The sequence below is a fragment of the Erwinia endophytica genome (assembly GCF_009295515.1).
GTDB classification, from domain to species: domain Bacteria; phylum Pseudomonadota; class Gammaproteobacteria; order Enterobacterales; family Enterobacteriaceae; genus Erwinia; species Erwinia endophytica.
This window is the reverse complement of sequence record NZ_RQVV01000003.1, coordinates 268130-280419: the sequence shown is the minus strand read 5'-3', so window position 1 is coordinate 280419 and position 12290 is coordinate 268130. Positions and strand designations below refer to the sequence as shown.

The 12290-nt window shown below is 52.3% G+C and carries 11 protein-coding genes; 8 read left to right on the top strand and 3 right to left on the bottom strand.

Annotated features, from left to right (window positions below; all coding sequences use genetic code 11):
* Positions 1-488: 488 nt before the first annotated feature.
* The 5 genes from oppA (at position 489) to oppF (ending at position 6048) form a co-directional block, all read left to right on the top strand.
* Positions 489-2120 (top strand): oligopeptide ABC transporter substrate-binding protein OppA, encoded by a 1632-nt coding sequence (oppA, locus tag EH228_RS01505; RefSeq protein ID WP_152319934.1) that lies wholly within the window; start codon positions 489-491, stop codon positions 2118-2120.
* Positions 2121-2196: 76 nt separating this feature from the next.
* On the top strand, positions 2197-3117 hold the full coding sequence (oppB, locus tag EH228_RS01500) for an oligopeptide ABC transporter permease OppB (protein ID WP_152319933.1): 921 nt from the start codon (positions 2197-2199) through the stop codon (positions 3115-3117).
* Between the two features lie 14 nt (positions 3118-3131).
* A complete protein-coding gene (oppC, locus tag EH228_RS01495; RefSeq protein ID WP_152319932.1) occupies positions 3132-4040 on the top strand; it encodes an oligopeptide ABC transporter permease OppC in 909 nt (302 codons plus the stop codon).
* 11 nt (positions 4041-4051) lie between these two features.
* Positions 4052-5050, top strand: coding sequence for an ABC transporter ATP-binding protein (gene oppD, locus EH228_RS01490; protein WP_152319931.1), 999 nt, complete (start codon positions 4052-4054; stop codon positions 5048-5050).
* The gene (gene oppF / locus EH228_RS01485; RefSeq protein WP_152319930.1) at positions 5047-6048 is read left to right on the top strand and encodes a murein tripeptide/oligopeptide ABC transporter ATP binding protein OppF; all 1002 of its coding nucleotides are present in this window, start codon (positions 5047-5049) and stop codon (positions 6046-6048) included. Before oppD ends, oppF begins: the two co-directional genes overlap by 4 nt.
* Before the next feature lie 108 nt (positions 6049-6156).
* Here oppF and EH228_RS01480 read toward each other — a convergent pair whose 3' ends face one another.
* Both EH228_RS01480 and cls read right to left on the bottom strand, forming a co-directional pair.
* The gene (locus tag EH228_RS01480) at positions 6157-6480 is read right to left on the bottom strand and encodes an HI1450 family dsDNA-mimic protein (RefSeq protein ID WP_152319929.1); all 324 of its coding nucleotides are present in this window, start codon (positions 6478-6480) and stop codon (positions 6157-6159) included.
* A 48-nt stretch (positions 6481-6528) separates the two neighbouring features.
* Positions 6529-7989: a cardiolipin synthase gene (gene cls / locus EH228_RS01475; protein ID WP_152319928.1), complete on the bottom strand. Its 1461-nt coding sequence runs from the start codon at positions 7987-7989 to the stop codon at positions 6529-6531.
* Positions 7990-8137: 148 nt separating this feature from the next.
* Here cls and EH228_RS01470 point away from each other — a divergent pair, with 148 nt between their 5' ends.
* On the top strand, positions 8138-8311 hold the full coding sequence (locus tag EH228_RS01470; protein ID WP_152319927.1) for a YciY family protein: 174 nt from the start codon (positions 8138-8140) through the stop codon (positions 8309-8311).
* Here the strand turns inward: EH228_RS01470 and ptrR are convergent.
* Positions 8299-9168 (bottom strand): putrescine utilization regulator PtrR, encoded by an 870-nt coding sequence (ptrR, locus tag EH228_RS01465; protein WP_152319926.1) that lies wholly within the window; start codon positions 9166-9168, stop codon positions 8299-8301. The two genes, EH228_RS01470 and ptrR, sit on opposite strands and share 13 nt — an antisense overlap.
* Positions 9169-9302: 134 nt before the next feature.
* Between ptrR and EH228_RS01460 the strand changes: the two genes are divergently transcribed.
* Together EH228_RS01460 and EH228_RS01455 are read left to right on the top strand one after the other, a co-directional pair.
* A complete protein-coding gene (locus EH228_RS01460; RefSeq protein ID WP_152319925.1) occupies positions 9303-10679 on the top strand; it encodes an NAD-dependent succinate-semialdehyde dehydrogenase in 1377 nt (458 codons plus the stop codon).
* A gap of 163 nt (positions 10680-10842) precedes the next feature.
* Positions 10843-11994 carry a glycosyltransferase family 4 protein gene (locus tag EH228_RS01455; RefSeq protein WP_152319924.1) on the top strand — a complete coding sequence of 384 codons (1152 nt, stop codon included), beginning with the start codon at positions 10843-10845 and terminating at the stop codon, positions 11992-11994.
* Positions 11995-12290: the final 296 nt, after the last annotated feature.

Below are 12290 nucleotides of genomic sequence, written 5' to 3'. Positions count from 1 at the left end.
TGAAACAGATAATGAAACGGCCAGCCACCACTGAAATTTGACTTTTCTTAACAAAAAATAATAGCGATATTTTACTTTTTGTGAAATTTTATTCTTTTAATTGTTTTATATACAAATCATATCTCTAATTATTTAATTAAAATGGCTTTTTATTTCTTTACTGTTCGTTGAGCTTTTTTGTATGGACCATCCTGGGCACCAAATTAATATAAATTCATATTTTTCATGTGGTTATTGATTATTTCTTCATGTTAAATAACATTTGATGGCGAATTTTGTGCCGATAAAAGCGCATGCGTTAACATTTTCGACATTTTTCGTTGTGGGTAAAAATGGTGTATTGCTGGTTTTTGGTTGTATTGGTGAACATTGGCATCAGATGTGCAAATGGATTTGGCTTTTCTTATAGGGCAGGTTGAAGAACCACGCTTACCCGGTTTAGCCACCGTGAGCACATTGACAATGATAAAAACGGGAGTAGGTAAATAATGAACAACAGCATGAAAAGCAGCCTGATTGCCCTGGGGGTAATGACTGCCCTGGCAGGTAATATGGCAGTGGCGGCAACCGTGCCGGCAGGGGTTGAACTGGCGACGAAGCAGGAACTGGTGAAAGGAAATGGTGACGAAGTTCAGTCGCTTGACCCGCACAAAATTGAAGGTGTGCCAGAAGCCAACGTCAGCCGTGATTTACTGGAAGGGCTGCTGATCAGTGATGCACAGGGCCGCCCGATCCCTGGTGTGGCGGAAAGCTGGGAGAACAGGGAGGGTAAAGTCTGGACCTTCCATCTGCGTACCAATGCCAAATGGTCGAATGGCGAGCCGGTCACTGCGCAGGACTTCGTTTACAGTTGGCAGCGGTTGGCTGATCCGAAAACGGCATCGCCTTATGCCAGCTACCTGCAGTATGGTCACCTGGAAAATATTGACGCGATCATTGCCGGTAAGAAAAGCCCCGATACACTGGGGGTTAAGGCGCTGGACGCGCATACTCTGCAGGTAACCTTGAGCGAATCCGTGCCGTATTTCTACAAGCTGATGACCCACCCGTCCGTGTCACCGGTTTACCAGCCCGCGGTCGAAAAATTTGGTGAAAAATGGACCCAGCCGGAAAACTGGGTAGGTAACGGGGCGTTCAAACTGCAGTCGCATGTGGTCAACGAACGTATTGTGCTGGTACGTAACCCATACTACTGGGATAACGCCCACACCGTGCTCAATAAAGTGACGTTCCTGCCCATCTCCTCCGAAGTCAGTGATGTGAATCGTTACTTCAGTGAAGGCGGCAGTGACATGACTTATAACTATCTGCCAATCGAGCTGTTTAAAAAATTGCAGCGTGATAATCCGCAGGAACTGCATGTTGACCCCTATCTGTGCACTTATTATTACGAAATAAACAACCAGAAAGCGCCGTTTACGGACCCCCGCGTGCGTACCGCGCTGAAGCTTGGTCTGGATCGCGACATCATAGTGAATAAAGTGCTGGCGCAGGGGCAGAAACCGGCATACAGCTACACACCGCCCGCCACGGATGGGGCCGAGGTGATCAAACCGGAATGGTTCAGTTGGTCGCAGGAAAAACGCAACGAAGAAGCGAAAAAACTGCTGGCCGAGGCGGGTTATACCGCGGACAAGCCGCTGAGCTTTGATCTGCTGTATAACACCTCCGATTTGCATAAGAAGCTGGCGATTGCCGCCGCGGCAATCTGGAAGAAAAACCTCGGCGTGAACGTCAGGTTGAACAACCAGGAGTGGAAAACCTTTTTGGATACCCGCCATCAGGGGAATTTTGAAGTGGCGCGGGCGGGCTGGTGCGCTGACTATAACGAACCCACCTCGTTCCTGAATACCATGTTGTCCAACAGCAGCAGCAACACCGCGCACTACCAGTCGGCAGCGTTCGATAAAGTGATGGCGGATGCTGCAGCGGCCAGCGATGAAAAAGCCCGCACTGCGCTTTACACCAAAGCTGAGCAGGTTCTGGATAAAGACTCGGTTATTGTACCGGTCTATTATTACGCGAACACCCGCCTGGTGAAGCCGTATGTCGGCGGCTATAGCGGTAAAGATCCACTCGATAATGTTTACGACAAGGATCTGTACATTATTAAGCATTAATAGCAGGACGTTGGGGGAAGGGCGACTTTCCCCCCGATTTAAGCAGTGCTGAGGCACAAGTCAGCAGGGTTGGGCAATGTTAAAGTTTATCTTGCGTCGTTTTCTGGAAGCGATTCCGACGTTATTCATTTTGATTACTATTTCCTTTTTTATGATGCGTCTGGCGCCGGGAAGTCCTTTTACCGGCGAGCGTACATTGTCGCCAGAAGTGATGGCGAACATTGAAGCCAAATATCATCTGAATGATCCGCTCTGGAAGCAGTACGGCGATTATCTGTTGCAACTGGCGCACGGCGATTTCGGACCATCGTTTAAATATAAAGATTACTCGGTGAACTACCTGGTTGGCCACGCCTTCCCGGTATCGGCAAAACTGGGGCTGGCTGCCTTTATTCTGGCGATTATTCTCGGCGTAACGGCCGGGGTGATTGCTGCACTCAGGCAGAACAGTAAATGGGATTTTATGGTGATGAGTCTGGCGATGACCGGGGTGGTGATCCCCAGCTTCGTGGTGGCGCCTTTGCTGGTGCTGATTTTCGCCATCGCCCTTAAATGGTTGCCGGGCGGTGGCTGGAATGGCGGGCAAGTGAAATACATGATCTTGCCGATGGTGGCGCTGTCGCTGACTTATATCGCCAGTATCGCCCGTATCACGCGCGGTTCGATGATTGAGGTACTGCACTCCAACTTTATTCGTACGGCCAGGGCGAAAGGTTTGCCGATGCGTCGTATTGTGCTGCGTCATGCGCTGAAGCCAGCAATGCTGCCAGTACTGTCTTATCTCGGACCGGCTTTTGTCGGCATTATCACCGGTTCGATGGTGATTGAAACCATCTACGGCCTGCCGGGGATTGGTCAGTTGTTCGTTAATGGCGCGCTGAACCGTGACTACTCGCTGGTGCTGAGCCTGACCATTCTGGTCGGGGTATTAACCATTCTGTTCAATGCGATCGTTGACGTGCTGTACGCGGTCATCGATCCTAAAATTCGTTATTGACTCCGGAGCTCGCCATGATGTTGAGTAAAAAAAATAGCGATGCTCTCGACGCTTTCAGTGAGCAACTGGAGGTTGAAGGTCGCAGTTTGTGGCAGGACGCCCGTCGCCGTTTCTTCCATAATCGCGCGGCACTGGGTAGCCTGATTGTATTGCTACTGATTGCCCTGTTTGTGATTTTCGCGCCGATGTTGTCCTCTTTCCGCTATGACGACACGGACTGGAACATGATGTCGGCGGCGCCGGATCTGGCCTCGAAACACTACTTCGGGACTGATTCTTCCGGTCGTGATTTGCTGGTCCGGGTGGCGATTGGCGGCCGTATTTCGCTGATGGTCGGTATCGCCTCCGCGCTGGTGGCGGTACTGCTCGGGACGCTGTACGGCTCTCTGGCGGGTTACCTTGGCGGCAAAGTTGATTCGTTGATGATGCGCCTGTTGGAGATCCTCAACTCCTTTCCGTTTATGTTCTTCGTTATCCTGCTGGTGACCTTCTTTGGGCGTAATATCCTGTTGATTTTCGTTGCTATCGGGCTGGTTTCCTGGCTGGATATGGCCCGTATTGTGCGCGGACAAACGCTGAGCCTCAAACGTAAAGAGTTTATTGAAGCGGCTCACGTTGGGGGTGTTTCCACCCGCAATATCGTACGGCGGCATATTGTTCCCAACGTGCTTGGCGTGGTGGTGGTGTATGCCTCGCTGTTGGTACCGAGCATGATCCTGTTTGAGTCGTTCCTCAGCTTTCTCGGGCTGGGAACCCAGGAGCCGCTAAGCAGTTGGGGCGCGTTGCTTAGCGATGGCGCTAACTCTATGGAAGTCTCACCCTGGTTGCTGTTGTTCCCGGCAGGATTCCTGGTGGTGACGCTGTTTTGTTTTAACTTTATCGGCGATGGCCTGCGTGATGCCCTCGATCCGAAAGATCGCTAAGGAATCAGCCGATGAATATGACTGAACGACAGTCTGCGACAAATGAACATCTGTTAACGGTGAAGGATCTGCGAGTGACGTTTAGTACGCCGGACGGCGAAGTCACGGCGGTAAACGACTTGAATTTTAGCCTGAGCGCAGGTGAGACGCTGGGGATTGTCGGCGAGTCCGGTTCCGGTAAATCACAGACCGCGTTCGCCTTGATGGGATTGCTGGCCGGCAACGGGCGCATTGGCGGCTCGGCGCGATTTAACGGCCAGGAGATCCTCAATTTGCCGGAGAAACAGCTCAACCGCCTGCGTGCTGGGGAAATGGCGATAATCTTCCAGGATCCGATGACCTCGCTGAATCCGTACATGCGGGTCGGTGAACAATTGATGGAAGTGCTCAAACTGCACAAAGGGATGAGCAATGCGCGGGCGTTTGAAGAATCAGTACGGATGCTTGATGCGGTGAAAATGCCGGAAGCCCGTAAACGAATGAAAATGTACCCGCACGAGTTCTCCGGGGGCATGCGTCAACGCGTGATGATCGCTATGGCGTTATTGTGTCGGCCAAAGTTGTTGATCGCCGATGAGCCAACCACCGCGCTGGACGTGACAGTTCAGGCGCAGATCATGACGTTGCTGAATGAGCTAAAAAGCGAGTTCAACACCGCGATTATCATGATCACCCATGACCTCGGGGTGGTGGCTGGAATTTGTGATCAGGTGCTGGTGATGTATGCCGGAAGGACCATGGAATATGGCACGGCGCGTGATGTGTTTTATCAACCATCCCATCCGTATTCGATTGGCCTGCTCAACGCGGTGCCGCGACTGGATGCGGAAGGGGAGTCGCTGATCACTATCCCCGGTAATCCGCCAAACCTGTTGCGTCTGCCGCAAGGCTGTCCGTTTCAGCCGCGTTGCCCGCATGCGATGGAAATCTGTACCACTGCGCCACCGTTAACCGTGTTCGGCGAGGGACGTCAGCGTGCCTGTTTCAAACGGGTGGAGGACCTGCGATGAGTGAACTTGCCGAAAAAAAAGTGCTGTTGGAAATCGATGATCTGAAGGTGCATTTTGCGATCAAAGAGGGGCGACAATGGTTCTGGCAACCGCCGAAAACGCTGAAGGCGGTTGATGGCGTCAGTCTGCGTCTCTATGCCGGGGAAACGCTTGGGGTGGTTGGCGAGTCCGGTTGTGGAAAATCCACACTGGCCCGGGCGATCATCGGTCTGGCGAAAGCCACCGCAGGACGTGTGGCCTGGCTGGGGCGTGACCTGTTGGGACAGAATGAGGACGCGTGGCGCCAGGCGCGCAACGATATGCAGATGATTTTCCAGGATCCGCTGGCGTCGCTTAACCCGCGAATGACTATCGGCGAGATCATTGCAGAGCCGTTGCGCACTTATCATCCGAAGATGCCGCGTCAGGAGGTGAAGGAGCGGGTGAGAAACATGATGATCAAGGTGGGGCTGTTGCCTAACCTGATTAACCGTTATCCCCATGAATTCTCAGGCGGCCAGTGCCAGCGTATCGGCATTGCCCGGGCGTTGATCCTTGAGCCAAAACTGATTATCTGCGATGAGCCGGTATCGGCGCTGGATGTATCCATTCAGGCGCAGGTGGTGAATTTGCTACAGAAATTGCAGCGTGAAATGGGACTGGCGCTCATTTTTATCGCGCATGACCTGGCGGTGGTTAAACATATTTCTGATCGGGTTTTGGTGATGTATTTAGGCCATGCGGTCGAGCTGGGAACCTACGATGAGGTTTACCACAATCCGTTGCATCCTTATACGCGGGCACTGATGTCGGCCGTACCGATCCCCGATCCGGACCGGGAAAAAAACAAGGTTATCCAACTGCTGGAAGGCGAATTACCTTCGCCAATTAATCCGCCATCAGGCTGCGTGTTCCGCACTCGTTGTCCGATGGCCGGGGAAGAATGCGCGAAAACCGCTCCGTTGCTGGAGGGGAATTTCCGGCATGCGGTGTCCTGCCTGAAGGTCGATCCACTGTAAGGACCTGCGCACGCGCTAGTCATCACACCGCACGTCACTGTAGTAACGCACCGCTGAGTCAGTTGCTGGGGGGCGAGTGTGATGACATGGGCGTGCGTTTTCCTGCGCTTACTCGCGCCACAAAATATGGCACAGTTTGTGGTCTTTCTCCCGGCACAGCAGGACTCGGGCAAAAACGTCGGTAATCGGATCGCCATCGACCTCACCGAGACCGATAACCACTTCGGAGAAGAAATCCGGATTCAGGTCAAAATCAACGTGTTCAGCCCAGTCTTCCGCCGGGTCAAATAACTCCGCGCCGCCACGTTCTTCAAACTGCAGGTTGAACAGGATGATATCGGCTGGATCCAGGTTATCTGCCGCCAGCTCAAGAAAAATATCGTAAGCCTGTTCCAGCGTTTCGTCTTCGGTAAGGCGATTATTTAAATCCATAACATTTCCCATCATGCCCCGCCAGGGAGCTGTACAATTTCGCTCGTTTTACAGCAATGGACTGAAGAAGTAAAACAGTCGTTCGACAATTCGCTGCCAGTAAGCACGGCGAGACCAGCGTTTCCCGTCCAGTAGTCGTGAACGGGCGATATAATCATCCTGCACCCGGGCCAAATCGCCGCCGAAACCGTCATCATCAATCACCAAGGTTATCTCAAAATTCAGCCACAGGCTGCGCATATCCAGATTAACCGTGCCGACCAGACTCAGTTGGCCATCGACCAGCACGCTTTTGGTGTGCAACAGACCTTCTTCGAACTGATAAATTTTCACCCCGGCCTCCAGCAACTCGGCAAAGAAGGCGCGGCTGGCCCAGCCAACCAGCATTGAATCGTTGTGCCGCGGTACAATGATACTGACATCCACGCCACGTTGCGCGGCAGTGCAGATAGCGTGCAACAGGTCATCGCTGGGGACAAAATAGGGGGTGGTCATGATCAACTGCTCCCGCGCGGCATAGACTGCGGTCAGCAGGGCCTGGTGGATCAGGTCCTCCGGGAAACCCGGACCGGAAGCAATCACCTGAATGGTATGGCCGCTTTCCTGTTCGAAAGGCATGATATTGCCATCTGGCGACGGCGGCAGAATACGTTTACCGGTTTCAATTTCCCAGTCACAGGCGTAGATAATCCCCATCGTCGTGGCCACCGGACCTTCCATCCGCGCCATCAGATCAACCCACTGGCCGACACCTGCATCTTGTTTGAAGTAGCGTGGGTCTACCAGATTCATACTGCCGGTGTAGGCTATATAATTATCAATCAACACGACTTTACGGTGCTGACGGAGATCCATTCGGCGCAGAAATACACGCAGCAGGCTTACTTTCAGTGATTCCACGACCTCGATACCGGCATTGCGCATCATTGTGGCCCACGGGCTACGGAAAAACTGCACGCTACCGGCTGAGTCGAGCATTAAGCGGCATTGTACGCCACGTCGTGCGGCGGCCATCAGTGATTCCGCCACTTCATCCGCCAGTCCGCCCGGCTGCCAGATATAGAACACCATCTCGATATGATGACGCGCCAGCTGAATATCGCGGATCAACGCCTGCAGGGTATCGTCAGTCGAGGTAAGCAGTTGTAGCTGATTACCTTTGACTCCCGCCACGCCCTGGCGTTTTTCACACAGTTGGAACAATGCACGGGCCACGTCACTGTTGTCATGGGAAAAAATTTGGTGGCAGGATTTTAAATCGTTCAGCCATTTAGCGGTGGAGGGCCACATGGTTCGTGCGCGTTCGGCACGGCGTTTCCCCAGATGCAATTCGCCAAACGAAAGATAAGCGATGATCCCGACCAGCGGCAGGATATAGATGATCAGCAACCAGGCCATGGCCGAAGGGACTGTACGGCGCTTCATCAGAATTCTCAAGGTCACACTGGCGATCAACAGCCAGTAGCCAAAAACCAGCAGCCAGCTGAGTACAGTATAAAAAGTCGACATGTCAGTGGAAATCCCATTCACGCTTGAATACAAGGAGTTTACGTGCAGATAACAGCAGGGCAAATCTTTTCTGTTGCAAAGTCATCGGATCTGGTCTGATGGTGGAAATGTTTATAATGTGGCACCAGTTTTAACCTCAGAGGGTGAAATGAGACGGAGTAGAAATGAAGTCGCACGTTGGCGGATGTCGCGCCAGATCAAGCGCCGCCGGGCTCGCTGGCTGGAAGGGCAGTCAAGACGCTATGGCCGTATGCATGTCATCCGTCATAAGTTGAACCAGCAGCAGCGCCGTTCTATTCTGTTTGTCAATCAAATGGTCTGATCTTCCGCGTTCAGCATATTCACTATCGCCTGCAGATTAGCGGACAGGTTGCCTTTACGCCACACCAGCCAGATATGCAGTTCACCCCACGGCCTCGCCAGAGGCCAGGCTTTGACGCTGTCCCGTCCTGGCATATTTTGCAACATACTTGCCGGTATCATCGCCAGTCCGGCTCCCGCACTGACACAGGCGACAATGCCATGGTAGGACTCCATTTCGAAAATTTTACCTGGCGCGGCATTATCCTGTGCAAACCAGTTTTCAAATAAACGCCGGTAAGAGCAGTTAGCGCGAAAGGCATAAATGGTCGCTCCGGCAATATCTGCAGCGGATCTGACCGGCGGATGATTGAGCGAAGTGATCAACACCATTTCTTCGGCAAAAACCGCCATGCCTTCCAGTTGAGGATGTTTCGGTGGCCCGTCAATAAACACCGCGCTGAACCTTCCGGCCAGCAGGCCGTCGATCATCTCACCGGAAGGGCCGGTTGACAGATCCAGCTCTACCTCGGGCCATGTCTGATGATAACGGGCGATCAATGGAGGCAGACGCACTGCGGCAGTGCTCTCAATCGCCCCAAGGGTAAATATTCCAGCGGGCAACTGACTGGACACCCGTTCACGGGCTTCTTCTGTTAATGCCAGGATGCGCGCCGCGTAATCCAGTAGCGTTCTGCCGGCATCGGTAATATGCAGACGAAGTTTCTCACGGCTGAACAGCGCCACCCCCAGTTCTTCTTCCAACTGGCGTAAACGGGTGGAGATATTCGACGGTACCCGGTGTAGCCGCTCTGCGGCGGCGGTGACACTGCCTTCTTCTGCAATCGCGCGGAACACTTCCAGCTGCGTCAACTCCATGGTCTTTCTCATTTTGAGCAGGATATTTTCATTATTATTCATTTTTCAGGAAATGTCCGCAAGCCTATGATGGCCGTATCAACACCAATAATTGGCACTCAGGGAGCAATGCCGTGTGCCTCAGGAGACTTGTTATGACTGCTTCATTTGCTGTATCCCGTAATCCATTTAACGGCGAAATTATCCGCCAGACCCCGTTTGCTTCCGTTGTGGAAGTAGAAAACGTACTGCGCCAGGCGGATGACGCTTTTCAGTTATGGCGCAACAGTGCCGTGGCCGAACGTCGCGCATTGCTGCTGAGCATCGCCGCTGGATTGCGTCAGCGCACGCGGGAACTGGCGGTGATGATGACGACGGAAATGGGTAAACCCATCAGCCAAAGCCAGGCGGAAGTGGAAAAATGTGCGCGCCTGTGTGAATGGTATGCGCAGCAGGGGCCGGGGTTCCTGGCACCAGAGCCAACCCTGGTGGAAAATAATAAAGCTTACGTGCAGTACCTGCCGCTGGGGCCTGTCCTGGCAGTAATGCCGTGGAATTTCCCGGTCTGGCAGGTACTGCGTGGCGCGGCACCTATTTTTATGGCAGGTAACAGCTATCTGCTGAAACCGGCGCCAAACGTCATGGGTACCACGCTGTTGTTGCAGGAGATCCTGGCCGGATCCGGGGTGCCGCAGGGGATGTTTGGCGTGGTGAACGCGGATAACGACGCAGTGGCGAAGATGATTAATGACCGCCGTATTGCCGCGGTGACTGTCACCGGCAGTGTGCGTGCCGGAGCGGCGATCGCCAGCATTGCGGGGGCCGCGGTCAAGAAAAGCGTACTGGAGCTGGGTGGGTCGGATGCTTTTATCGTGCTGGCTGATGCTGATATTGATGCAGCCGTACAGGGGGCCATTACCGGGCGCTTTATCAACAGCGGACAGATTTGTATCGCGGCGAAACGCATCATCGTGGAAGAGGCGGTCTTTGACTGTTTCCGTGACAAGTTTATCGCCGCGGTGAAAGAGATGGTGGTTGGCGATCCGAGTGATCCGGCGACCTTTATCGGTCCGATGGCGCGTTACGATCTGCGTGATGAACTGCATACGCAGGTTCAGGCGACGCTGGCAGAAGGCGCTGAATGTTTGCTCGGTGGGCAGAAAATCGCGGGGGAAGGTAACTTCTATGCCCCTACGGTGTTGAGTAACGTCAAACCGGGAATGACCAGTTTCTGTCAGGAGCTGTTTGGTCCGGTCGCCTCGCTGATTATGGCGAAAGACGCAGACCATGCGGTAGCGATGGCGAATGATTCCGCGTTCGGTCTGGGGGGAAGCCTGTGGAGCAACGATCTGGCAAAAGCACGTCAACTGGCGACACAAATAGTGACTGGCGGCGTGTTTATCAATTCCCCCAGCTTCTCTGATCCACGCGTTCCTATTGGCGGCGTGAAGCACAGTGGTTTTGGTCGGGAGTTGTCACATTTCGGTATCCGCGAGTTCACCAATGCACAGACCGTCTGGGTCGAATCCTGATCGGGCGCGGTAGCCTGCTGGCATCGAAAATAATGAACAGTATTAAGAATATACCTGACTTTACAGCCCAGGAATATGTGGTAGTCTAAAATAATAAATGGATCTGGACAGATGATAAAGCCCATGTTCCAGGCTGCTAATGTCTTTAATGAGGTGTTCTTTAATGAGAGTCGGTATATCCAATAATAACTACCCGGAGAAAAGGACAATCATTGTCGATAGCGGAGTGGAATATGTTAATTACAAAAATAAGAATCTTTATTACTATCTGAATATTTTCAATCAGAAAGTGTTGAAGAAACGGAAAAATTTCCTGTTTAAACCGTTAGCAGGATTATCGACAAAAGATGTTGATATTTTTCATGTTTTTAACGATGTGGCACTAACTGAACGCCAGTGGGTGGCTACATTTGAAACCGAACTGCCACGGATATTGCCGCCGCCTGGTGGTAATAAAAGTGACAATATTCCTCAGCTCAAAAAGCTTTTTCCTGCCCTGGCCGCGGGAAACTGTCTGGCATTGATCGCGCTGTCGCAAGCGGCATATCGGATGGAACAAAAATTGCTCCGCTGCAGTCCCGAGCTTTCAGACGCGATCCTCAAAAAAATGGTGGTGCTCCATCCCCCGCAGAAATTATATCTGCAGGCGCGTCAACCGCGCCAAAGTGACCAGCCGATCCATTTTGTCTTTGTTGGTAATGAGTTTTACCGCAAAGGTGGGGGAGAAATCGTGGCCGCTTTTGAACAATTGCTCAATGAAGGCAAAATCTCGCCAGATCAGGTCAAAGTCACTTTGATTGGCGATCTGGAAAAACGTCATAACTATGCGTTGGGCCACTATCAGGACGATCCCCAGTTTTACAGTAACACCGAAGCGGTTATTGCCAGACACAGCCTGTTTGAGCATCACGCTTTTATGCCTAATGAACAGGTACTGACATTGTTGCAGAAAGCCGATATCGGCCTGTTGCCAACCTGGGCGGAAACTTACGGTTTTTCGGTGCTTGAGATGCAGTCTTGCGGCTGTCCGATTATCACCACCAACGTCCGTGCGCTGCCGGAGATCAACCCGCAGGAGGCCGGATGGCAGATTAGCCATCAGCTCAATGAAGACAGCGAGTATACGGTATCATCGACGGCCGATCGTGACAGACTGCGTCAGGGGACCGTGAGTCAGTTGAAAAATCTGCTGGTGGATATCGTTGCACACCCTGAACAGATCATCCAGAAAGCCAATGCGGCCATTGGCCGGATCCGTGATGAACATGACATGGCGGCCTACCAGGCAAAACTCCGCAACCTCTACCAGCAATAAGACCCTATCCTGCCGTTGCGTCAGAGAATTCTGGCGCTTCACCCCACCACGCCTCGCTCATTTTCTCTCTGCGCGGTTATATTAAGCGCTATAGTCATCGTCAGGGAAATGACTGCACGAACGTCATCAAATTGCTTCCTGATGGATTTTCATTCACTGTCTTGGTGACGTTGTCACTTATTGGGCGTACTGGCACGCTTGATGAGTGTTCTTTATAAGGAAGGGAGGATTTATCGAACATTTTATTGTTAATAAAATGTTGTATAATGGTAATATTTTAAGGGGTGTAAGCCATT

Coding starts and splice junctions, on each gene's coding strand:
- oppC (WP_152319932.1), top strand. CDS start 3,132: ATGATGTTGAGTAAAAAAAATAGCGATGCTCTCGACGCTTTCAGTGAG.
- EH228_RS01455 (WP_152319924.1), top strand. CDS start 10,843: ATGAGAGTCGGTATATCCAATAATAACTACCCGGAGAAAAGGACAATC.
- oppA (WP_152319934.1), top strand. CDS start 489: ATGAACAACAGCATGAAAAGCAGCCTGATTGCCCTGGGGGTAATGACT.
- EH228_RS01480 (WP_152319929.1), bottom strand. CDS start 6,480: ATGGATTTAAATAATCGCCTTACCGAAGACGAAACGCTGGAACAGGCT.
- cls (WP_152319928.1), bottom strand. CDS start 7,989: ATGTCGACTTTTTATACTGTACTCAGCTGGCTGCTGGTTTTTGGCTAC.
- oppD (WP_152319931.1), top strand. CDS start 4,052: ATGAATATGACTGAACGACAGTCTGCGACAAATGAACATCTGTTAACG.
- ptrR (WP_152319926.1), bottom strand. CDS start 9,168: ATGGAGTTGACGCAGCTGGAAGTGTTCCGCGCGATTGCAGAAGAAGGC.
- oppF (WP_152319930.1), top strand. CDS start 5,047: ATGAGTGAACTTGCCGAAAAAAAAGTGCTGTTGGAAATCGATGATCTG.
- EH228_RS01470 (WP_152319927.1), top strand. CDS start 8,138: ATGAGACGGAGTAGAAATGAAGTCGCACGTTGGCGGATGTCGCGCCAG.
- EH228_RS01460 (WP_152319925.1), top strand. CDS start 9,303: ATGACTGCTTCATTTGCTGTATCCCGTAATCCATTTAACGGCGAAATT.
- oppB (WP_152319933.1), top strand. CDS start 2,197: ATGTTAAAGTTTATCTTGCGTCGTTTTCTGGAAGCGATTCCGACGTTA.